Raw genomic sequence first — 20622 nt, 5'->3', positions numbered from 1 at the left:
CATGAAGTACGTACTGCTGCTGACCCGTGGCGCCTGGCAGGAAGAGGGCTCCGACCAGGAGCGCGGCGAGGTCTACGGCCGGCTCGTGGAATGGTTCGCCAAGCACCGCGCCGACGGGACGATCGTCGACGCCCAGCAACTCCGCGAGCCCGACACCGCGACGACGGTCGTGGTCGAGCAGGGCCGCTCCACCATGATCGACCGCCCGCTGCTGGAGGCCAAGGAGGCGATCGGCGGGTACGCGGTCGTCGAGGTGCCCGACCTGGACGCCGCCCTGGAACTGGCGGCGAGCTTCCCGGTGCCCGACGGCAAGGTGGAGGTGCGACCGATTGTCGAGCGCTGACCCGGCGGGCGCCCGGGACACCCGGTCGCTGATCGAGCGGGTCTTCCGCGAGGAGGCGGGCCGGCTGACCGCCAGCCTGGTCCGCCTCCTGGGCGACTTCGACCTGGCCGAGGAGATGGTCAGCGAAGCCGTCGTCGAGGCGCTGCGGCGCTGGCCGAGTTCCGGCCCGCCCAGCCGGCCCGGAGCCTGGCTCCTGACCTGCGCACGCAACAGGGCCCTGGACCGTATCCGCCGCGAGGCCCGCTTCCAGGACCGGCTGCCACAGCTGGCCGCCCGCATCGAGGCCCTGCCCGAGACGGCCGAGCGCGAGCCCGACGACCGCCTCCGGCTCATCTTCACCTGCTGCCATCCGGCCCTGGACCCGGACGCCCAGGTCGCGCTGACCCTGCGCGCCGTCGTGGGCTTGACGACCGCCGAGATCGCGCGGGCGTTCATGGTGCCCGAAGCCACCCTCGCCAAGCGGATCACCCGGGCCAAGCAGAAGATCGCCACCGCCGGCATCCCCTACCGCGCGCCCGAGCCCGAGGAGCGCGCCGCACGGCTGCCCCAGGTCATGCGCGTGGTCTACCTCGTCCTCAACGAGGGCTGCTTCACCACCGGAGGGGACCTGGGCGTCCGGCGCGAACTGGTCGACGACGCCGAATGGCTCGCCGCCCTCCTCGCCGGCTCACTGCCCCGCGAACCGGAACCCCTGGCCCTGCTCGCCCTCATCCGCCTGCACGCGGCCCGCTGGTCCGCCCGCCTGGACACCGCGGGACGGCTGATTCCGCTCCCCGACCAGGACCGCACCCGATGGGACAGGCGGCGCATCCGCAGCGCCACCGCCCTCCTCGAGCGGGCCGCCGCGCTCGGCAGGCCGGGCCCGTACCAGATCGAGGCCGCCATCGCCGCCGTACACTGCGAGGCACCCGACTGGAAAGCCACCGACTGGCCCCAACTCCTGCGCCTGTACGACATGTTGCTGGCCGTCGATCCCTCGCCGGTGGTACGCCTGAACCGTGCCGTCGTGATCAGCCACACCGACGGGCCGGCCGCCGCACTGGCCCAAGTCGAAGCACTCGCCGACCAGTTGGGCCGCTACCACCTGTTCCACGCCACCCGGGCCGCACTCCTGCGCGACCTCGGCCGCGACCAGGAAGCCGCCGAGGCCGACCGACAGGCCCTTGGCCTCACCACCAACCCGGCCGAACGCTCGCTGCTCACGGCCCGTCTGGCGCCGTAGACGCAGGACGGTCGTCCGGCGGGCGTCGGCGCCCAGACGGGAACCTGCTGGAGGCGCGGCAGACGACCGATGTCGTGCTGTCCGGCCGGACTGCTGGGCTTCCGCGCACTCCGCTCACCGGACGGCTCGCCGACCGGTACACCCCGGCCACGGTGATGATCACCGGCAGCACCGCGCTGCTCCTCGCACGGGACCGTCCCCGACATCATCTGCTGGCACGAACTGCAGGGCAGCGCCGACATCGCCACGCACGTGGCCGCGTACCGTTCGCTGGAGTCGAGCCTCGGCATCAGCCCCCGCCCGATCGCCATCGAGGAGTACGGCACCACCAGCGAGGTCGGCGTGCCCGGACCGCTCGTCGGCTACATGGCCAAGTTCGAGCGCGCGGGCGTCCACGACGCCGAACTGGCATTCTGGAACCACTACGGCACCCTCGGCGACACCCTCACCGACACCGGCGGCGCACCGAACGGTGCGTACTGGCTGTACAAGTGGTACGGCGACATGTCCGGCGACATGCTCGTGACCACGCCCCCGGCCCGGACGGGCATCGACGGCATCGCCTCCCGCAACAGCTCCGCCGACCGGATCAGCGTGATAGCGGGCGGCTGCACCGGCTCCTGCGCGGTCACCGTCAACGGCCTCAACGCTCTGTCGGCCTTCCGCGGCAACACGGTGCACGTGAAGCTGGAGTACATCCCGTCCAAGGGCCGTACGACGGCCAGCGGCACATCCACCTCGCTGGCAGGGCGCTACCAGATCACCAACAAGAACAGCGGTCTGGCCCTGGACACCCAGAACGCGGGCACCGCGCAGGGCGCGCCCGTCGTCCAGGCGGCCTCGGCCGGCGGCACCGACCAGAACTGGACCCTGGTGGCGGCGGGTTCGGGCCTCTACAAGATCGTGAACCAGGAAACCGGCCTGTTGCTCGGCATCCAGAACATGAGCACGGCCGACGGCGGCACGGCCCTGGTCTGGGGCGACAACGGAACCGCCGACCACCTATGGCAGCTCGTCCCGTCCGGTGACGGCTACTACAAGATCGCCGACTACAACAGCGGGCTGCTGCTCGGTGTCGACAAGATGAGCACGTCCCCCGGCGCCCAGGTCCTCCAGTGGGGCGACAACGGCACCGCCGACCCCCTGTGGAAGCTGACCTCGCGCTGAGGCCGGACCCAGAGACGAGTACGCCCCCCGGATGTCGGCCGGGGGCGTACTTGGCCTGGCGCGGCGTGCCTCACCTGGGAGCGGCGTACTTCACTTGGGGGTGGCGGGACCGGGCGGCAGGTGGACCGTCATGATCAGGTGGCAGGTCTCGGTGCCCGCGCCGCGGTAGGTGTGCGGGGTGTCGCCGTCGAACGTGGCGGTCTGGCCCGCCGCGACGGTGTGTTCCGCGCCGTCGACGATCAGGGTCATGCGGCCCGAGGTGACGCTGACGGTCTCCACGACCCCCGCCTGGTGGGGGTGGCTGGGATATTCCTCGCCCGGTTCCAGCCGCCAGCGCCAGACCTCGACCGGGGCGGGACCGGAGGTGGTCAGCATGAGGCGGGCCTCGCTGCCGCGTTCTCCGGTCCACAAGGGGGCGACGGCGTCACCGGACACGACGCGGACGCGGCCTTCGGGCGGCCCCTGCATCAGCGCGGACACCGAGATGCCGAGGGTGTCGGCCAGCCGGACCAGGGTGGCCAGGTTGGGGTTGCCCTGGGCCTTCTCCAGTCCCACCAGGGCACCCTTGCTGACCTGGGCGCGCCGGCCGAGCTCGTCCAGCGACAGCCCGGCGCGGATGCGGGCCGCCCGGACGTTGTGCGCGACCGACCGCAGGGCGGCGGCTGTCTCGGCCACCTGATCACCGTCCTCACCTCTGCCTTTGAGTACTGGAATGTACTGCACGGTCGTTTGATTGACACGTCCTGGTCGGTCCGTTGTACTGTGTGGTCGTTTCACTGACTCAAGGGATGTGCTGTGATCGCTCTGCTGCTGGCCCTGGGCAGCTCTCTCGCGTACGGATGCGCCGACTTCCTCGGCGGCCTCGGCGCCCGCAAGGCCCATGTGCTGCGGACCGTGATGGTCGCGGCCCCGGCCAGTCTCGCGGTCGAGCTGCTGCTGTGGCCGGTGCTCGGCGCCTCGTTCAGTGCCGGCGCCCTCGCCTGGGGCGCCGCGTCCGGGGTCGCCTCGGCCGCCGCGTTCGCCCTGCTCTACCGCACCCTGGCGATCGGCCCGATGAACGTCCTGTCGCCGGTGACCGCGCTGGTCTCCGCCGCGCTGCCCGTGGCCGTCGGCCTGCTGCAGGGCGAGCAACTGACCATCGCCGGGCTGGTGGGGCTGCCACTCGCACTGCTCGCGGTGGTGCTGGTCAGCGCCGGACACGCCGCGGGCTCGGCCCGCCCCTCCCGTACGGCGCTGATGCCGGCCGTCGGCGCGGGCGCCGCCATCGCCCTCCAGCTCATCTTCCTGCACCAGGCGCCGCACGACAGCGGCGTGGCCCCGCTGATCACCGGCCGGGCCGTGTCCTCGGCGGTCACGCTGGCCGCAGCGGGGCTGCTGCGCCGCAGGCTGGGCTCCGAGCGGCCGGCGTACGGCATGTCGGCGGCCGCGGGAGTGCTGGACTCGGTGGCGAACCTGCTGTTCCTGCTCGCCGCCCGCAGCGGGGACCTCACCGTCGTCGCCGTGATCACCGCCCTCTACCCGGCCGGCACGGTCCTGCTCGCCCGCGGTGTGCTCGCCGAACGCATCCACCGCGGCCAGCTCGTCGGCCTGGGCACCGCCGCCCTGGCCGTCAGCCTCCTGGCCCTGACCTGAGCCGCGGCGTGACACCCCGCCGCACTCGCGGCCGCGCAAGGAGAGACGGATGTTCGTCCACCCTCTGGGACGCCGGCCTCGACGCAGCCGAATGGCAGTCGTGGCTCGCCGAAGGCCACGACTTCGGCCGGCTGAGCGCCGGCGGCCTCCCCGGCCACCCGCCCGTCGTCGTCCCCACTCACTTCACCAGCGACGGCTCAGACCTGCTGATCCACCTCGCCCGGCCGAACCCGTCTGGCGGACGATCGAACACGACCCGAACGTCACCTTCACCGTCAACGGCGACTACACCTTCAACCCGGGCCCCTGGCGCGCCCCACCTCCAGCCCGACGGCGACCACGCCGCCGTCGCCGGGGACCAGCCGCCGTACGGCCGGATGCTGCCCGGCATCCGCGGCCTGCGCCTGGAAGTCACCAATGTGCGGGACGTGCCCACCGCGCGCCGGCAGCTGCGCCGCCTGGACCGTGTGGGCCCCCGGAAGCCCTGACCCGGGGACCCACGCACCCGCCCCCTCCCCGCACACACGCACGCTCGCCCCAGGAAACGGACAACCCGCCGATGACCGACTTCCGTCTCGCCCCCGCCGTCGCAGAAGCCTTCCCCTGCGCCCTCATCGCCCTGGTCACGGCCACCGGCGTGCGCGGCCACGAGCCCTGGCCCCACACCGCCGCCGCCCTGGAGGAACTGGAGCAGCGGCTCGCCGAAGGAACCTGGCACCCCGCCGACGAGACCGACCCCCGCATCGAGGCCTGGCACTCCGCCTACCGCTCCTTCGGGACCAACCCCCGCCGCATCCGCCCCAGCGTCGACGCACTCGGCCGCCGCCTTGCCAAGAAGGGGACCCTGCCGCGCATCAACCCGGCCGTGGACTCCTACAACTCCGTCTCCGTACGGCACGGTCTGCCCGCCGGCGCCTTCGACCTGGATCACGTCACCGGCGACGTGGACATCCGGTACGCGGACGGCACCGAGTCCTTCACACCGCTCGGCGAACCCGACATCGGCGAGAATCCCAAGCCGGGCGAGGTCGTCTACGCGGACACCACCGGCGTCCTCACCCGCCACTGGAACCACCGCGACGCCCACCGCACCCGCGTGACCGAGGGCTCCGCACACATCGCCTTCGTCCTCGAAACCCTCCGCGCGGACCGGGACGGCGACCTCCTCAAGCTCGCGGCGGACGAACTGCAGGGCCTGCTCGCCCCACACGCCGACCGGACGTCCGTGCACTATCTGAGCCCGACCCAACCCCAGGCCACGGTCTGAGAGTGTGGTGTCGACCGGCGGCGCCTGGACCACCCATGTGTCACTGGATGGTCCAGCCGACGCTGCCGACCCCCGAGCTGTAGAAGGCGCAGGAGCCGGTGGACTCACCGTACTGACCCGGGTTCAGTGTCACCCAGTTGCCGGAGACGTCCGGGGCCCAGCCGCAGACGATCTCGGCGCGGAACGTGACGGTGTGGTCGGTGTTGTTCTGACAGCCCGCGATGCCGACGTCCGGATCGTTGTTGTGCACCCAGCCGTCGCAGTCGACGGTCCCCTCGGCGGCGACGGCCTGCGCCGGAACCGCCACGCCGGCGACGGAGAGAGCCACGGCGGAGACCGCGGTGGCCAGGCCGGCCGCAAAGATGCGCTTCCTGCTGTGCATGTGTACCCCCGTGAGGCCGAGTTGCTCTTCTTCCTGTGATCAGTGAAGAGCACCGGTGCCCGGGCGTGAACCTGAGACCTCTGAGGGTGCACCGTGAGGGCCCAGGGGCCGGGACGCTCGGCAACGAGCTCGGCGCCGACTCGGGCGGACGCCGAGGCCGGATACCCTGGTCGGATGATCGAAAATCTTCCTCCCTGTCCGAAGTGCTCCTGCGAGTACACCTACGAGATGAACTCCCTTGTCGTGTGCCCGGAGTGCGGACACGAATGGGTTCCCGCCGAGAACGGGGGCACGGACGCCGTGGGGGAGCGGGTCGTCAGGGACTCCGTCGGCAATGTGCTGCAGGACGGCGACTCCGTGGTCGTGGTGAAGGCGCTGAAGGTGAAGGGCAGCCCCTCGGGGATCAAGGCCGGCACGAAGGTGCGCAACATCCGGCTGGTCGACGGGGTCGACGGCCATGACATCGACTGCAAGATCGAGGGCTTCGGAGCGATGCAGCTCAAGTCCAGCGTGGTGAAGAAGGCCTGAAGGCCTGATCGCCCCCGCCTGCGGGGGCGCTGGGTGCAGACTGATGCGGAATTGCAAAATTTCGCAATTGGTTAGATGCTGTGTTGGCTGGTGCCTGCAGGTAGCCGCGGGCACAGCCGTCTGCGTCCCCCCGGGTGGGGGTCCACAAGGGAAGCCGAGGGGCCGTGTCCGTTCCGCTGTACCAGGCCAAGGCCGAGTTCTTCCGGATGCTCGGTCATCCCGTGCGCATACGGGTGCTGGAGCTCCTGCAGGACGGGCCGAAGCCGGTGCGGGACCTGCTCGCCGAGATCGAGGTGGAACCGTCCAGCCTGTCGCAGCAGCTGGCGGTACTGCGCCGCTCCGGGATCGTCACCTCGACCCGGGACGGCTCCACGGTCGTCTACGAGCTGGCCGGCGGCGATGTAGCGGACCTGCTGAAGGCCGCGCGCCGGATCCTGACCGAGATGCTGGCCGGGCGGACCGAGCTGTTGGCCGAGCTGCGGGACGCCGAGGTCGCCGCGCGATGACGTCGGGGATCAACCGGGCCGGGGCCCGGGTCGTCTCGCTGCTGCCCTCCGGCGCCGACCTCGACCGGATGCGGCGCGACCCACGCCGGGATCTGCTGGCCGGGCTGACCGTCGCGATCGTGGCGCTGCCGCTCGCCCTCGGTTTCGGTGTCTCCTCCGGGCTGGGCGCGCAGGCGGGCCTGGCGACCGCGGTCGTCGCCGGTGCGCTCGCCGCCGTCTTCGGTGGTTCGAACCTGCAGGTGTCGGGGCCGACCGGCGCGATGACCGTCGTACTCGTGCCGATCGTCGGCAAGTACGGCCCGAGCGGTGTCCTCACGGTCGGTCTGATGGCCGGCCTGATGCTCGTCGCGCTCGCCGCGCTGCGCGCCGGGAAGTACATGCAGTACGTGCCCGCGCCCGTCGTCGAGGGCTTCACGCTCGGCATCGCCTGCGTGATCGGACTCCAGCAGGTCCCGAACGCCCTGGGAGTACCCAAGCCCGAGGGCGACCGCGTCCTGGTCGTCACCTGGCGGGCGGTCGAGGAGTTCGTGAAGGCCCCGAACTGGACCGCACTCGCCTTCGCGGTCGGCGTCGCCGCGGTCATGCTGGCCGGCGTCCGGTGGCGGCCGACGATCCCCTTCTCCATCGTCGCGGTGATCGCCGCGACGATCGTGGCCCAGGTGGCCGGGCCGGGAGCGGCGCGGCCGATCGGGGCCCTGCCTGCGGGGCTGCCCGTGCCCTCGCTGTCCTTCCTCGACCCGGGATCCCTCGGCACCCTGCTGGCCCCGGCCGTCGCGGTCGCGGCCCTGGCCGCACTGGAGTCGCTGCTGTCGGCATCGGTCGCCGACGGCATGACCGTCGGCCAGAAGCACGACCCGGACCGAGAGCTGTTCGGCCAGGGCCTGGCCAACATCGCCGCCCCGCTGTTCGGCGGCGTCCCGGCGACCGGCGCGATCGCCCGCACCGCCGTCAACGTCCGCACCGGGGCGAGCTCCAGGCTCGCCGCGCTCACGCATGCCGCCGTCCTCGCGGTGATCGTCTTCGCCGCCGCGCCCCTCGTCTCGAAGATCCCCCTCGCCGCGCTCGCCGGTGTGCTGCTGGCCACGGCGATCCGCATGGTGGAGGTCGGTTCGCTGCGGGCGATGGCGAGGGCGACCCGCTCGGACGCGGTGATACTCGTACTGACCGCTGTCGCGACACTCGCCCTGGACCTCGTCTACGCCGTGATCACAGGCCTGGTCGTCGCGGGCGCGCTCGCCCTGCGTGCGGTGGCCCGACAGGCCCGTCTCGACCAGGTGCCGCTCGACCAGGGCAACCACAGCGCCGAGGAACACGCTCTGCTCGCCGAGCACATCGTCGCCTTCCGCATCGACGGGCCCCTGTTCTTCGCCGCCGCCCACCGCTTCCTGCTGGAGCTGACCGAAGTGGCGGACGTCCGGGTGGTGATCCTGCGCATGTCCCGCGTGTCGACCATGGACGCGACCGGAGCCCTGGTCCTCAAGGACGCCGTCGAGAAGCTGAACCGGCGCGGCATTCTCGTCCTCGCCTCCGGCATCCGCGCCGGCCAGCGTCAGGTCCTCGACTCCGTCGGCGCACTGGAGGTGCTGTGCCAGGAGGGTGCGGAGTACGCCACCACACCCGAGGCGATCAGTGCGGCCCGCGACCACCTGGAGAACGCCGGGGTCCTGCCGGCCGTCCCCGCCCCCAAGACCGGCCCCACGCCCGAGGAAGCCGTCGTATGAGAGCGTCCCCCACCCCTGTGCGCATGCTCGAGCTGTCCGGCGCCGAGACGTTGTGGCTGCTGGAGGGCGGCAGTTTGGGCCGCCTGGTGTACGTGCTGCGGGAGCAGGCCGTCATCCGCCCGGCCCGGCACGTCTTCCAGTACGGTCGGCTGGTCGTGCGCACCCCTGCGCCGGCCACGGCGGTGCCCGACACCGCGACGTACCAGGTGGACGAGATCCAGGAAGCGACCGGGACGGGCTGGGCCGTGACCGTGACCGGCCCCGCCGAGGCGATCACGGATCGCGACGAGATCGCCCACTACCGGCGCACGCTGTCCGGCTGGTCCCACGGTCCGCACGACACGGTCCTGCGGATCCACCCCAAGACGGTCACCGGGTTTCGCCTGACCCGCGCGGAGGCGTGATGTCGACGCAGCTGGAAGTCCTGCCGCAGCGGCATGTGCTCACGCTGCCCAGCGAACCGTCCGCCGTCCGGCTGGCCCGTGAGACCGCGGAGCTGGTGCTGGTGGAGTGGGGGATCGGACTGCGACACCCCACCGTGAACCCGGCCCTGCTGATCCTGAGCGAGCTCGTCACCAACAGCGTCCGGCACGCGGCCGCCCTCTCCCCGCAGCTCACGGTGATCTACGCGGCCGGCCGGGACTGTCTGGCCTTCGCCGTCCACGACCGCCACCCCTACCAGCCGCTGCTGTACGGATCGGCGACCAGCGGCGGCACGGGCGGTCTCGGCACCGTCATGGAGCTCGTCCTCGGCCTGAGCGGCACGGCCGTCGTCCGCACGGACGCCGACGGCGGAGGCAAGAGCATATGGATCACCCTGCCTCTCTGACGCCCACGAGCGCCCGGCCGGCCCGGCTCCTCGATGCGGGTTGGGCCCGGCCGCTTCCGCAGGCGAGGATGGCCGCATGTTCTTGACGAGTGGATGGATGCGATGCGCCGGGGCCCGGCCGGCGGGGCCGATCTGTCGTGCCGAGAAGGAGACGGCTCGATGAGTACGCCGCTGTACCAGCTGAAGGCCGAGTTCTTCAAGACCCTCGGCCACCCGGCGCGCATCCGTGTCCTGGAGTTGCTGAGCGAGCGCGAGCACGCGGTCGCCGAGATGCTGCCCGAGGTGGGCATCGAGCCCGCGCACCTGTCCCAGCAGTTGGCCGTGCTGCGGCGCGCGAACCTGGTCAGGACGCGAAAGGAGGGCTCGAACGTGTACTACTCCCTGACCAGCCCCCACGTCGCCGAGCTGCTCCGGGTCGCCCGCACCATCCTCTCCGGTGTGCTGGCCGGTCAGGCCGAACTGCTCGCCGACCTGAAGGCGGCCCAGTCGCAGGGGGAGCCGCCGTCGTAGCGACGGCCGTCGGGCGCCTGCACCTGCGGCAATATTTCGCGAACGCCGGCAATGCCTGAGAAAGGGGGGCGAAGCGCCCCCGAAGGCACGGCAGTTGGGCGGTTCGGCGCAGGTTCGCTGCGTGGACGCGGGCTCCTGCAACGGCTGCGAGATCGAGATCGCCGCCGCCTTCGGCCCGGTGTACGACGCCGAGCGGTACGGGGCACGCCTGGTGGTCTCGGCCCCCGGCACGCCGACGTGGCACTGGAGACCGGCTCGGTGACCCGGAACATGGCCCAGCCACTGCACCGCACCGTGACCGCGATGAGCGAGCCGCGCCTGGTGATCGCGGCCGGGACTGCGGGGCCGACTGCAGGGACTTCGCCGGCGGGCACGGCGTCGAGGGCGCCGCCTTCGACGTCGTACCGGTGGACCTGACCGTGCCGGGGTGCCCGCCGGAGCCCGGGGCGATCTGGAACTGGAACGGATCCACAACCACGTCGCCGACCTCGGGATGTTCTGCAACGACGTGTGTGGTCGTGGAGTCCCGGCCCAGGCCCCGGCCGCCGGTGTGCCGGGCCGGCTGTCCTGGACCGCCGGGCGGGACGGCACGCCCGAGGAGCAGCTCGACGTGCCGCACGCCTGGCTGGTCGAGGACCTGTCCGGCGGCCGGGTCCGGATCCTGACGCAGGAGACCCAGACCGGAGCCGCACGCCTCACGCCCCCGATCGTGACAGTTGCGCGGCGGTGTGTTCCAGCAGTATCTCCAGGGCGACCGGATAGGCGCTGTGCGGCATGTACCTGGCGAGCAGATGTGCCGTGGCCGCGATGTTCGGATGGGACTCGGCGGGCAGCCGGGCATAGGTGGAGTGCCACATCTCCTCGTCGCCCGCCCGGGCCTCGTCCGCCAGCGCGAGGGCTCCGGCGTCGAGCGCGGCGAAGGCGAGACTCTGGTCGATGAACGCGTGGTACACGCGCACCGCCACGGGGTCGGGCAGCCCGGCGCCGCGCAGGATGCCGAGGATGGTCTCGTCCACGGCGATCTCGCGAGGCCTCCCGGTGACCCGGCTGGCGGTGAGAACGGCTGCCTGCGGGTGCGCGAGATAGGAGGCATGGATGGCCCGGCCCAGCGCGCGCAGGTCCGTGCGCCAGTCCCCGGTGGCCGTCCAGCCGTCGAGAGCCCTGCCCATCAGCTCGTCCCCGATGGCCCGCGCCAGGTCGTCCATCCCGGCGAAGTAGCGGTAGAGGGTGCTCGGATCGGCGCCCAGCGCCGTGCCGAGACGGCGTGCCGTCAGCCCGGTGCTGCCGTGCTCCCGCAGGACACGCAGGGCGGCCTGCACGATGATCTCCTCCGACAGCACGGTGCCGCCGCGCGTGGGCCGCCGCCGCTGACGTGCCGCCTCCGGCACCACTTGCTTCGCCATGTCACTCGTCCCTCCGTGCCGGCCGCGTGCCGCGTGCGTGCCCTCCCTTATGCCAACAGGGTTGACCTTATATCCCGGCGTCGCGTTGCATCGAGCCCGTCCGGAGGCGCTCGCCTCCCGGGAGAAAGGTGTGTGACATGCGCGTACTTCTGGTCGGCGCGGGTGGCGTGGGGACGGCCGTCACCCGGATCGCCGCTCGTCGCGAGTTCCTCGCCCACATGGTCGTCGCCGACTACGACCTCGTCCGCGCCGAGGCCGCGGTCGCGGCCCTCGGGGAGCGGGGCGCCCGGTTCAGCGCGCGGCGGCTGGACGCCTCGGACCAGGGGGAGGTCCGCCGGATGCTCGTCGAGGAGCGGTGCGACGTGCTGCTCAACGCCACCGACCCCCGGTTCGTGATGCCGCTGTTCCAGGCCGCCCTGGAGGCCGGCGCGCACTACCTGGACATGGCGATGTCGCTGTCCGCGCCGCACGGCTCGCGCCCTTATCAGGAGTGCGGTGTCAAGCTCGGGGACGAACAGTTCGCACTGGCCCGGCGCTGGGAGGAGGCCGGGCGGCTGGCGCTGGTCGGCATGGGCGTGGAGCCGGGCCTGTCCGACGTCTTCGCCCGGTACGCCGCCGACGAACTCTTCGACGACATCGAGGAGATCGGCGTCCGGGACGGCGCCAACCTGACGGTCGAAGGCCACGACTTCGCGCCGTCCTTCAGTATCTGGACGACCATCGAGGAGTGCCTCAACCCGCCGGTGGTGTACGAAAAGGGCCGCGGCTGGTTCACCACTCCGCCGTTCAGCGAGCCCGAGGTCTTCGACTTCCCCGAGGGCATCGGCCCGGTGGAGTGTGTCAACGTCGAGCACGAAGAGGTGCTGCTGATACCGCGCTGGGTGGACGCGCGTCGTGTCACGTTCAAGTACGGGCTGGGCGACGACTTCATCGCCAAGCTGAAGACCCTCCACGAACTGGGCCTGGACTCGACGGCCCCGGTGGGCGTGCCCGGAAATGAGGGACCCGTACACGTCTCGCCGCGCGACGTGGTCGCCGCGTGCCTGCCCGACCCGGCCGGCCTGGGGGAGCGGATGACGGGCAAGACCTGCGCCGGCACGTGGGTCAAGGGCAGCAAGGACGGGGCGCCTCGGGAGGTGTACCTGTACCACGTGGTCGACAACCAGTGGTCGATGCGCGAGTACGGCTCGCAGGCCGTGGTCTGGCAGACGGCGCTCAACCCGGTCGTCGCCCTGGAACTGCTGTCCACCGGCGCCTGGTCAGGCAAGGGCGTTCTCGGTCCGGAAGCCCTGCCCCCGCGCCCCTTCCTGGACCTGCTCACCGAGTACGGCTCTCCGTGGGGCCTGCGCGACGACAGCTGATCCCGCTGTCCTCCACGTCTTCGTCTGCTTCCGCGTCCTCCTTGCGGGACAGGCAGCCGCGTGCTGAGCGAGGCCGTGACTCAGAGCCGGCTGTACGTGTCGATGTCCTCGGCGAACTCCTCGATGGCCTGCGCGGTGAGCGTCGGCCGGGTGTCGGCGATGGCCGTCATGTAGTCCTCGGTGGTGGCCGGCCGGCCCTGGCGTTGCGTGACTTCGCGTTCGAACGCCGCCTGCGCACCCTTGCGGGCGGCGAATTCGATGTCGGCCGGGGTGAACAGCTCGCTGGCCTCGACCAGTTGGCTGAGGTCGACCGAGCCGGCGGCTGCCCTGAGATAGCGGTCCCAGATCGCCGCGCGAGCCGTGGGGTCCGGAGGGCCGACGGGGATGACGTAGTCGAACCGGCCCGGCCGCAGGAAGGCCGGGTCGAGAGAGCGCACCGAATTGGTGGCACAGGCCAGCAACCGCGAGTCGTGCTCACGGAAGACAGGGATGAGCTTGAGCAGCTCGTTGGTCACTCCATGGCCGGGATCGACCGCCTTTCCTGAACGTACCCCCGCGATCTCTTCGACTTCGTCGATGAAGAGCAGCACCGAGTCCAGTTCCGCCAGGTCCGCGAAGGTGTCCCGCAGCGCCACGGACAGACCCTCACTCGTGTCGGCCGCGAGCCGGGACGGGAAGAGTTCCACGAACGGCCAGCCGAGCCGCGAGGCCACCGCCTTGGCGAAACTGGTCTTGCCGGTGCCCGGCGGGCCGAACAGGATGATCGCCTTGGGCGGGGTGAGACCGTAGCGGTCGGCCAGGGCGGGCTCGGTCAGCGGGAGCACGACACGGCGCTCGATGACCTCCTTCTCGCGCTCCATGCCGGCCATGGTGCCCCAGAGTCCCTCGGGGAGCATGCGGCCGCCCAGCGCGGCGAGGACATCGGCGTTGGCGGTTCCCGGTGGTTCGAGTTTCTCGTAGTAGGTCAGGTCGTCACGGAACCGGTAGCCCGAGTTCTCCAGAGCCTTCGTCCCAGCGGCGCCGGCGGGCAGCAGCGTGCTGATGTGGCGCACGCCCAGTGCGCGCAGCCGCCGTTCCAATTCGGCGAGCAGAGCACTGCCGATCCCGCGCTCGCGCCATCGGGAGGCGAGTGCCACCAGCAGGATCCAGCCCCGTTTGCCCTGGGCCTGCGCCACGGCCATGCCCACCAGTTCGCCGCCGACCACGGCGACCACCGCCGTCTGACCGGCCTTGGCCGCGGCCATCACCTCCGACACGGGAAACACCCGGTCCTCGTCGGCCCGGCGGCTCTGGTCCCAGATCTGGATGGCCTGATCAAGATCGTCGTCGTGATAGTCACGCAGATGCCAAGCGGGCATCGCCACCACCTCGCCCGGTGTGGGAGTCCCATTGTCTCTGCTGCGGCAGCCGGCGACGAACCGAGCCGATGCCGATCTTCGGCGGCGGCGCCGCGACCGGGCCCGAGTGCTCAGCGGCCCAGGAGCAGTCCCGTCCCCGACACGTCCGCGCGGATGCCGTCCCTGCCCACCGTCACGCGCTGCAGGCGCACGGCGCCGCCGGGTGGTGCCGGCAGCTGGACGGCGAAGGAGTAGCGGTCGGCGATCTCGGGGCGGGTGAGCTTGGTCAGGGCGGTGAGCAAGGTCGGGTCCAGTCCCAGCCGCTTCAGGAGCGTCGGGTGGGCGAGTGCCACGTCGAGGAGGTTGACGCGAGCCAGTTCGTGCAGGAAGCGCGGCGCGCCGGTGAGTTGATGGAGTCTGTCCTCGTCGTGGAGCGCGGCGCGCACCGCGCTGTCGGGGACACCCAGGCGGTGCACGATCGCCGGGACCGCCAGCAGGGCCTTGATCTTCTCCGCCTCCCGGGTGAGACGGCGCGCTGAGGCGGGAGTCAGGTGGAGGCCCTCGTCGGGCCCGGTGCCGGGCCGGTACGTGGCGAGGTCGTCGATGTCGAGCCGTATGCCGTCCACAGAGGTGGCGATGCCACGGTCCCCGTCGCGCCGGATGCGGGCGTCGGCCCGTACGCTCAGCGCGCGGCCCCCGACACGCAGGGTGCCCCGGGCCAGCACACGGCCGGGGCCATCTGCCGTGAACGCCACCTGCGAGGCGCCCAGTTCGCGGTTCATGTCGGCGAAGGACAGCAGGACCTGACCGTGCACCTGCCGGACGAGCGCACCACGCACCGCGGTGGGCCCGTCGCCGTCGAGGCGTATGTCGTCGGCGGTGGCGGTGACCTGGGTGAGGGTCACCCGGTGCGCGGGGATGTCGGGGACGGTGACGGAGACGGAGTCCAGGCGCTGTGCGGCCAGTTGGGTGAGGAAGGGGAAGCCGCCGATGCGGACCTCGGGGGCGGCGACCAGATGCAGCTTGTCCTTGAGCTGTTGAGAGGCCTTGTGCTCGGCGTAGAGCAGTGCCCAGCGGTCGGCCAGGGTGGCGAGGCAGGCGAGGGTGAGAACCCAGACAAGGCATCGGGCCACGGTGGGCAGGCCCGTGGCGCGGTTGCGACGGCGGCTGCCGCGCCGGTGGTTGGGCGGTGCCCAGGGCTCCTCGGCGTCTTCGTCCCGCCGGGCCGCCCCGCCGTCCTCGGTGAGGAAGTCGTCCAGCGGATGGCCTGCCAGCGAGGCCAGTTCGTCGTAGGGATTACGGCGGGGCGGAACCATCTCGGTGGGAGGTCCGTCCGACTGGGCAGCATGATGCGTCTGATGGTGGGGGGTACGCATCGGTAGATTTGATCACATAGTCACACCCGAACCGCAAGTCCTCCCTGAAGTAAGGCGTGAACTCAGCCCCTCCGCGGCCGGTACGCAGCCCCCGGTCAGGCAGTCGGCATCGCGCGGCGTCTCGCGCCTACGTGCCGCAGCCCCGGGGACCGTCACCCGTGTCGATCACCGTGAACCGGGGCTCCGCTCGGTCGTGCACGAGCGGGTTTCTCGGGGGCGGCTCCGGCCCGGTGACCTCCACGTGTGCCGGGCGGAGCAGCCGGGGACCGAGCCGGTAGCCCGGGCGCAGGATCTTCGTGCAGATCAGCTGGTCGGTGTCGGGGGAGACGTGATGGGTGACGGCGTCGTGGCACGCCGGGTCGAAGAGGTCGCCCTTCTCCCCGAAGACCTCGAGTCCCAGGGATCCCAGCTGGGCGGCCAGGGTGTCGGTGATGTCCCTCAGGCCCGGCGTCATGGGCTCGTGCGCGCACGTGCGGTCGACGGCGTCCAGGACGGGCAGCAGGGCGTGCAGGACGTTGGCCACGGCGATCTCGCCTACGGCCATCCGGTCCCGGCGCACCCGCTTGCGGTAGTTGTCGTACTCGGCCTTCACCCGCTGCAGGTCGGCCGTGCGTTCCTCCAGCAGACGCTGCAGCTGGGCCGGGTCCGGGTTCTGCAGCCGGCCCTTGTCCATCGTCAGCCCGCCTCCGGCTTGTCGTCGTCGACGATCTCGGCGTCCACCACGCCTTCGTCCGCGGAGGCGGCGGAGGACGTGTCCGCACCGGAGGGCGTCTGGCTCTCCGCGCGCGAACTCTCGTACATCGCCGTACCGATCTTCTGTGCCGCCTCGGCCGCACGTTCCATGGCCTGCCGGATCGCCGCCGTGTCCTCGCCCTTCAGCTTCTCCTTCAGCTCGGTGATCGCGCTCTCCGTCTCGCTCTTCGCGTCCGCCGGGATCTTGTCGGGGTTGTCCCTGATCAGCTTCTCGGTGGAGTAGACGAGCTGTTCGGCCTGGTTACGGGTCTCCGCGGCCTCCCGGCGCCTGCGGTCCTCCTCGGCGTGCTGCTCCGCCTCGCGGACCATGCGGTCGATGTCGTCCCTCGGCAGCGCCGAGCCGCCGGTGACGGTCATCTTCTGTTCCTTGCCGGTGCCGAGGTCCTTGGCCGAGACGTGCATGATGCCGTTGGCGTCGATGTCGAAGGCGACCTCGATCTGCGGTACGCCGCGCGGCGCGGGTGCGAGGCCCGTGAGCTCGAACATGCCGAGTTTCTTGTTGTAGGCGGCGATCTCCCGTTCGCCCTGGTAGACCTGCACGGTCACCGAGGGCTGGTTGTCCTCGGCGGTGGTGAAGATCTCCGAACGACGGGTGGGGATCGTGGTGTTGCGTTCGATCAGTTTGGTCATGATGCCGCCCTTGGTCTCGATGCCCAGGGACAGCGGGGTGACGTCGAGCAGCAGGACGTCCTTGACCTCGCCCTTGAGGACACCGGCCTGGAGCGAGGCACCGACCGCCACCACCTCGTCCGGGTTCACGCCCTTGTGCGGGTCCTTGCCGGTCAGCTCCCGCACCAGCTCCGTGACCGCCGGCATACGGGTGGAGCCGCCCACCAGGATGACGTGGTTGATGTCGGACACCTTGATCCCGGCGTCCCTGACCGCGTTGTGGAACGGGCCCTGGCAACGCTCCAGCAGGTCGGATGTCAGCTGCTGGAACTGGGAGCGGGTGAGTTTCTCGTCCAGGTGCAGCGGTCCCTCCGCGGAGGCCGTGATGTAAGGGAGGTTGACGTTGGTCTCCGTCGAGCTCGACAGCTCGACCTTGGCCCGCTCCGCGGCCTCCCGCAGCCGCTGCACGGCCATCTTGTCCTTGGCGAGATCGATGCCGTAGTTGTTCTTGAAGGTCGTGACCAGGTGGTCGACGATCCGCTGGTCCCAGTCGTCGCCCCCGAGGTGCGTGTCGCCGTTGGTGGCCTTGACCTCGATGACGCCCTCGCCGATCTCCAGCAGGGACACGTCGAAGGTGCCGCCGCCCAGGTCGAAGACGAGGACCGTCTGATCGTTCTCCTTGTCCAGGCCGTACGCCAGCGCCGCCGCCGTCGGCTCGTTGATGATCCTCAGCACGTTCAGGCCGGCGATCTCCCCGGCCTCCTTGGTCGCCTGCCGCTGGGCGTCGTCGAAGTAGGCGGGGACGGTGACCACGGCGTCGGTGACGTCCTCGCCCAGGTGCGCTTCCGCGTCCCGCTTCAGTTTCTGCAGCACGCGTGCGGAGATCTCCTGTGCCGTGTAGCGCTTGCCGTCGACGTCACCGTGCTCGGGGAACCGCCAGGCGTGATCGCCCATGTGCCGCTTCACGGAACGCGCGGTGCGATCGACGTTGGTGACGGCCTGGCGCTTGGCGACCTCCCCGACCAGCACCTCACCGTTCTTCGCGAACGCCACGACCGACGGCGTGGTCCGGGCTCCTTCGGCGTTGGTGACCACGGTGGGCTCGCCGCCCTCGAGGACCGAGACCACGGAGTTCGTCGTTCCCAGGTCTATACCGACTGGACGCGCCATCTGCACTCTCCTTCCTCGTCACCTCCATTGTCGGCGCCCTGGCCGACGGCGGAAAGTGGCCAGGCCCCGTGGCGGGATGTCAGGGCGTACGGGGCCGGGACTCGTAGTGCAGGCTGTGAAAACGGCCGTTCTCCTCGCGGCCGGCAGGATCATGGCCCAGCGCCCGGACCGTCGCGATCGCATACTGCCGTTCCCGCTCGTCCGTGAAGAGCCGCTGGGGATAGGTGTGGGATGCATCGAGTGTGGTGTGCAGGCCATGCGCGGCCAATGCGCGGACGATCGGGTGGTACGACACCGTCCGCAGCACGAACGCGCTGACCCACACCGGCCTGCGGACGCCGTCGAGCAGTGCGGTGAAGGTGCGGGCGGTGACATAGCTGCCGCCCCCGGTCAGCGTGATGAGCCCGACCTCGGCGAGCGCACGCTTCAGCCCGGGGCCGGGCGGTCCCTGCTCCAGGTCGTCGGTGAAGGCGGCGTCCAGGAGACCCACCTCCACCGCGTACCGCACGGCGGGGGCCGCGACGTCCAGGCCGAACACCGGCACCGCGTCCGGTCGGCGCCGCCCGGCGTAGAACTCCTTGTCCCGGGCCGCGAGTCGCGCCGTCGACATCTTCTGGAAGTCGGGTGCGGTGTACCGCTCGTACAGGTCCGCCAGCGTCAGGTCGTGGTTGAGCAGCGCGGCGTTGATCCCGTAGGAGCAGCACACGTCCAGCACCGCAGGCCGGTGGGGGACGCCGTCGTCGAGCGCGGCCCGTTCGGCGGCGGCCTGCCGGAAGGCCGGCTGGGCATGGTGCGGGATCTCGTACTCCAGCGGGGCCAGCCGGCTGAAGTACATGCGGGGGTCCGGCCGGTCGTAGATGTCGTCGAACCGCGACTTGCCGCTCGCCACGGCCTCGGTGTCGTCAGAGCCCGACTCGGCCATGCCGTACTCCTCCTCGCGGAACACATCGGTGCCTCCATCATGTCTCGCCCCTTGTGTTCCGGTATGTCTGCCACACCGAGGTGCTCCGGTGTCCTTCGGTCGCACGGCGGTGGCGGGCTTGCGGGGAGCCGGCCGTACGGTCACACGTTCAGGACATCCAGGACGGACTCCATGGCGAGGACGCCGCCCAGGCCGAGGACGGAGAGCACGGTCGTGTACGTGGTGCGCGCCTTGATCGCGTCGATGACGGACAGGTTGAAGTACTCCTTGAACATCCAGAACCCGGGATCGTTGACGTGGGAGAAGGCGATCGATCCGCAGGAGATGGCGAGGACCATGATCTCCGGGTGGACTCCGCTGCCGGCGAGGAGTGGCAGCGCCACACCGGAGGCGGTGACCACGGCGACCGTCGCGGAGCCGAGGGCCACGCGGAGGATGGTGGCGATGAGCCAGGCCAGGATGATCGGCGAGAGCGACCAGCCGGCGGTGGTGTCCTTGATGTAGTCCGATATCCCGCCGTTCACGAGGACCTGCTTGAACGCGCCGCCCGCGCCGATCACGAGCAGGATCATCGCCATCGCCTGGGCCGCCGACCGGCAGGAGGCACCGACCTCTTCCAGGCTGCGGCCGATCCGAGGCCCGAACGCCCACATCGCGACGCCGAGGGTGAGCAGCAGGGCGATGGGCGCCGAACCGATGAAGGCGGCGAAGTGCAGGGCGGGCCCGGACCCGGAGGTGGCCAGGTCCGTCACCGCGGCTCCGGCGATGAGCACCATGGGCAGCAGGGCCACCGACAGCGACCAGCCCATGCCCGGCATCTCCTCGTCGGTGAAGACCCGGTCGCTGACCAGGCCCGTGGGTATGGAGGGGGTCATCCGCCGGGCGAACGGAAGGCGCGGCCATGTCAGCGCCACCAGCGCACCGGCCGGGACGGCGATGAACAGGCCGTAGAACAGGGTCAGTCCGACCGAGGCGTGTTAGGCCGCGGCGACCGAGGTCGGGCCGGGGTGCGGCGGCAGGAAGCTGTGCATGGTGGACAGGGCGATCGACATCGGCAGCCCGACCCACAGCAGATTCGTCCGCGTGACCCGTACGAGGGTGAAGGCGACCGGCACGATGATGACGAACGCGACCTCGTAGAACATGGTGACGCCGATGAGCATGGCCGCCAGCACCATGGCCACCTGGACCCGGCGCGGGCCGCAGAGGTCGAGCAGCCTGCCGGCGATCCACTGGGCCGCGCCCGAGTCACCCATCACGCGGCCGACCATCGCGCCGAGTCCGATGGTCAGCATGGTGTCGCCGATCTGCCCGCCGATGCCCTCGGAGAGCACGTCGGGGATCTTCTCCAGCGGGATGCCCCGGACGAGACCGACGCCCACGGCCACGAGCAGCAGCGCGGCGAAGCCGTTCAGTCTCAGCTTCGTCATCAGGAACAGCAGGATCAGTACGCCGACGGCTACGACGACAAGTGGCATGGGCCGGTTCCCCTTTGAACTACGGTCGCCTGTGTGAACACGGACGGGATCTGACCTGCTGTCGCTTGCGCCCTCCCCAACGCGGTCGGCCCGTACCAGACTTGAC

Annotated in this window: 21 protein-coding genes and 1 pseudogene; 13 read left to right on the top strand and 9 right to left on the bottom strand. The window is 71.0% G+C overall.

The genetic code is table 11. The features are described from left to right. Position 1: 1 nt before the first annotated feature. From ACWDEN_RS03865 to ACWDEN_RS03855, 3 genes are all read left to right on the top strand, one after another. The gene (locus tag ACWDEN_RS03865) at positions 2–343 is read left to right on the top strand and encodes a YciI family protein (protein ID WP_351610453.1); all 342 of its coding nucleotides are present in this window, start codon (positions 2–4) and stop codon (positions 341–343) included. Further along, the gene (locus tag ACWDEN_RS03860; RefSeq protein ID WP_351610452.1) at positions 330–1565 is read left to right on the top strand and encodes an RNA polymerase sigma factor; all 1236 of its coding nucleotides are present in this window, start codon (positions 330–332) and stop codon (positions 1563–1565) included. Before ACWDEN_RS03865 ends, ACWDEN_RS03860 begins: the two co-directional genes overlap by 14 nt. 252 nt (positions 1566–1817) lie before the next feature. After that, complete coding sequence (locus tag ACWDEN_RS03855) at positions 1818–2732, top strand: RICIN domain-containing protein (protein WP_351610451.1); 915 nt, start codon at positions 1818–1820, stop codon at positions 2730–2732. Positions 2733–2822: 90 nt separating this feature from the next. Here ACWDEN_RS03855 and ACWDEN_RS03850 read toward each other — a convergent pair whose 3' ends face one another. Continuing rightward, the gene (locus tag ACWDEN_RS03850; RefSeq protein WP_351610450.1) at positions 2823–3407 is read right to left on the bottom strand and encodes a helix-turn-helix domain-containing protein; all 585 of its coding nucleotides are present in this window, start codon (positions 3405–3407) and stop codon (positions 2823–2825) included. A gap of 120 nt (positions 3408–3527) precedes the next feature. Here ACWDEN_RS03850 and ACWDEN_RS03845 point away from each other — a divergent pair, with 120 nt between their 5' ends. Both ACWDEN_RS03845 and ACWDEN_RS03840 read left to right on the top strand, forming a co-directional pair. Beyond that, positions 3528–4364 (top strand): EamA family transporter, encoded by an 837-nt coding sequence (locus tag ACWDEN_RS03845; protein ID WP_450857047.1) that lies wholly within the window; start codon positions 3528–3530, stop codon positions 4362–4364. Positions 4365–4923: 559 nt separating this feature from the next. Then, the gene (locus ACWDEN_RS03840) at positions 4924–5631 is read left to right on the top strand and encodes a B3/B4 domain-containing protein (RefSeq protein WP_351610447.1); all 708 of its coding nucleotides are present in this window, start codon (positions 4924–4926) and stop codon (positions 5629–5631) included. A gap of 40 nt (positions 5632–5671) precedes the next feature. On the opposite strand, the gene ACWDEN_RS03835 is transcribed toward ACWDEN_RS03840, so the two are convergent. Next, positions 5672–6013 (bottom strand): hypothetical protein, encoded by a 342-nt coding sequence (locus tag ACWDEN_RS03835; protein WP_351610444.1) that lies wholly within the window; start codon positions 6011–6013, stop codon positions 5672–5674. A 174-nt stretch (positions 6014–6187) separates the two neighbouring features. Between ACWDEN_RS03835 and ACWDEN_RS03830 the strand changes: the two genes are divergently transcribed. The 7 genes from ACWDEN_RS03830 (at position 6188) to ACWDEN_RS03800 (ending at position 10369) form a co-directional block, all read left to right on the top strand. Further along, positions 6188–6541: a zinc ribbon domain-containing protein YjdM gene (locus ACWDEN_RS03830; RefSeq protein WP_351610441.1), complete on the top strand. Its 354-nt coding sequence runs from the start codon at positions 6188–6190 to the stop codon at positions 6539–6541. Positions 6542–6705: 164 nt separating this feature from the next. Then, complete coding sequence (locus ACWDEN_RS03825; protein ID WP_351610439.1) at positions 6706–7047, top strand: ArsR/SmtB family transcription factor; 342 nt, start codon at positions 6706–6708, stop codon at positions 7045–7047. Then, complete coding sequence (locus ACWDEN_RS03820) at positions 7044–8768, top strand: SulP family inorganic anion transporter (RefSeq protein ID WP_351610437.1); 1725 nt, start codon at positions 7044–7046, stop codon at positions 8766–8768. Before ACWDEN_RS03825 ends, ACWDEN_RS03820 begins: the two co-directional genes overlap by 4 nt. Then, positions 8765–9172 carry a pyridoxamine 5'-phosphate oxidase family protein gene (locus ACWDEN_RS03815; protein ID WP_351610434.1) on the top strand — a complete coding sequence of 136 codons (408 nt, stop codon included), beginning with the start codon at positions 8765–8767 and terminating at the stop codon, positions 9170–9172. The genes ACWDEN_RS03820 and ACWDEN_RS03815 overlap by 4 nt, the downstream gene beginning before the upstream one ends. Continuing rightward, positions 9172–9597: an ATP-binding protein gene (locus ACWDEN_RS03810; protein ID WP_351610431.1), complete on the top strand. Its 426-nt coding sequence runs from the start codon at positions 9172–9174 to the stop codon at positions 9595–9597. The genes ACWDEN_RS03815 and ACWDEN_RS03810 overlap by 1 nt, the downstream gene beginning before the upstream one ends. A gap of 159 nt (positions 9598–9756) precedes the next feature. Further along, the gene (locus ACWDEN_RS03805) at positions 9757–10107 is read left to right on the top strand and encodes an ArsR/SmtB family transcription factor (RefSeq protein WP_351610429.1); all 351 of its coding nucleotides are present in this window, start codon (positions 9757–9759) and stop codon (positions 10105–10107) included. A gap of 121 nt (positions 10108–10228) precedes the next feature. Then, positions 10229–10369: a hypothetical protein gene (locus ACWDEN_RS03800; protein ID WP_351610427.1), complete on the top strand. Its 141-nt coding sequence runs from the start codon at positions 10229–10231 to the stop codon at positions 10367–10369. A 433-nt stretch (positions 10370–10802) separates the two neighbouring features. Here ACWDEN_RS03800 and ACWDEN_RS03795 read toward each other — a convergent pair whose 3' ends face one another. Next, positions 10803–11510, bottom strand: coding sequence for a TetR/AcrR family transcriptional regulator (locus ACWDEN_RS03795; protein ID WP_450857042.1), 708 nt, complete (start codon positions 11508–11510; stop codon positions 10803–10805). Positions 11511–11647: 137 nt separating this feature from the next. On the opposite strand from ACWDEN_RS03795, the gene ACWDEN_RS03790 reads away from it, so the two are divergent. After that, the gene (locus ACWDEN_RS03790; protein WP_351610424.1) at positions 11648–12871 is read left to right on the top strand and encodes a saccharopine dehydrogenase family protein; all 1224 of its coding nucleotides are present in this window, start codon (positions 11648–11650) and stop codon (positions 12869–12871) included. Positions 12872–12951: 80 nt separating this feature from the next. Here ACWDEN_RS03790 and ACWDEN_RS03785 read toward each other — a convergent pair whose 3' ends face one another. The 6 genes and pseudogenes from ACWDEN_RS03785 to ACWDEN_RS03760 all read right to left on the bottom strand — a co-directional run bounded on the left by ACWDEN_RS03785 (position 12952) and on the right by ACWDEN_RS03760 (position 20516). Beyond that, the gene (locus ACWDEN_RS03785) at positions 12952–14229 is read right to left on the bottom strand and encodes an ATP-binding protein (protein WP_450857040.1); all 1278 of its coding nucleotides are present in this window, start codon (positions 14227–14229) and stop codon (positions 12952–12954) included. 110 nt (positions 14230–14339) lie between these two features. Then, positions 14340–15584: an LmeA family phospholipid-binding protein gene (locus tag ACWDEN_RS03780; RefSeq protein ID WP_450857038.1), complete on the bottom strand. Its 1245-nt coding sequence runs from the start codon at positions 15582–15584 to the stop codon at positions 14340–14342. Between the two features lie 127 nt (positions 15585–15711). Next, complete coding sequence (gene grpE, locus ACWDEN_RS03775; protein WP_351610417.1) at positions 15712–16257, bottom strand: nucleotide exchange factor GrpE; 546 nt, start codon at positions 16255–16257, stop codon at positions 15712–15714. Between the two features lie 2 nt (positions 16258–16259). Further along, the gene (gene dnaK / locus ACWDEN_RS03770) at positions 16260–18116 is read right to left on the bottom strand and encodes a molecular chaperone DnaK (protein WP_351610415.1); all 1857 of its coding nucleotides are present in this window, start codon (positions 18114–18116) and stop codon (positions 16260–16262) included. A gap of 79 nt (positions 18117–18195) precedes the next feature. Beyond that, positions 18196–19062, bottom strand: coding sequence for a hypothetical protein (locus tag ACWDEN_RS03765; protein WP_351610412.1), 867 nt, complete (start codon positions 19060–19062; stop codon positions 18196–18198). A gap of 116 nt (positions 19063–19178) precedes the next feature. Beyond that, a pseudogene (locus ACWDEN_RS03760) lies at positions 19179–20516 on the bottom strand (gluconate:H+ symporter). Positions 20517–20622: the final 106 nt, after the last annotated feature.

The sequence above is a fragment of the Streptomyces sp. NPDC001153 genome (assembly GCF_053598315.1).
The sequence above is the reverse complement of the archived record's forward strand: the minus strand, read 5'-3'. Positions and strand labels throughout refer to the sequence as shown.

Bases quoted from the DNA above. Each gene is read 5' to 3' on its own strand.
- ACWDEN_RS03835 (WP_351610444.1), bottom strand. From the start codon at position 6,013: ATGCACAGCAGGAAGCGCATCTTTGCGGCCGGCCTGGCCACCGCGGTC.
- grpE (WP_351610417.1), bottom strand. From the start codon at position 16,257: ATGGACAAGGGCCGGCTGCAGAACCCGGACCCGGCCCAGCTGCAGCGT.
- ACWDEN_RS03820 (WP_351610437.1), top strand. From the start codon at position 7,044: ATGACGTCGGGGATCAACCGGGCCGGGGCCCGGGTCGTCTCGCTGCTG.
- ACWDEN_RS03790 (WP_351610424.1), top strand. From the start codon at position 11,648: ATGCGCGTACTTCTGGTCGGCGCGGGTGGCGTGGGGACGGCCGTCACC.
- dnaK (WP_351610415.1), bottom strand. From the start codon at position 18,116: ATGGCGCGTCCAGTCGGTATAGACCTGGGAACGACGAACTCCGTGGTC.
- ACWDEN_RS03830 (WP_351610441.1), top strand. From the start codon at position 6,188: ATGATCGAAAATCTTCCTCCCTGTCCGAAGTGCTCCTGCGAGTACACC.
- ACWDEN_RS03795 (WP_450857042.1), bottom strand. From the start codon at position 11,510: ATGGCGAAGCAAGTGGTGCCGGAGGCGGCACGTCAGCGGCGGCGGCCC.
- ACWDEN_RS03780 (WP_450857038.1), bottom strand. From the start codon at position 15,584: ATGCGTACCCCCCACCATCAGACGCATCATGCTGCCCAGTCGGACGGA.
- ACWDEN_RS03840 (WP_351610447.1), top strand. From the start codon at position 4,924: ATGACCGACTTCCGTCTCGCCCCCGCCGTCGCAGAAGCCTTCCCCTGC.
- ACWDEN_RS03810 (WP_351610431.1), top strand. From the start codon at position 9,172: ATGTCGACGCAGCTGGAAGTCCTGCCGCAGCGGCATGTGCTCACGCTG.
- ACWDEN_RS03785 (WP_450857040.1), bottom strand. From the start codon at position 14,229: ATGCCCGCTTGGCATCTGCGTGACTATCACGACGACGATCTTGATCAG.
- ACWDEN_RS03815 (WP_351610434.1), top strand. From the start codon at position 8,765: ATGAGAGCGTCCCCCACCCCTGTGCGCATGCTCGAGCTGTCCGGCGCC.
- ACWDEN_RS03805 (WP_351610429.1), top strand. From the start codon at position 9,757: ATGAGTACGCCGCTGTACCAGCTGAAGGCCGAGTTCTTCAAGACCCTC.
- ACWDEN_RS03865 (WP_351610453.1), top strand. From the start codon at position 2: ATGAAGTACGTACTGCTGCTGACCCGTGGCGCCTGGCAGGAAGAGGGC.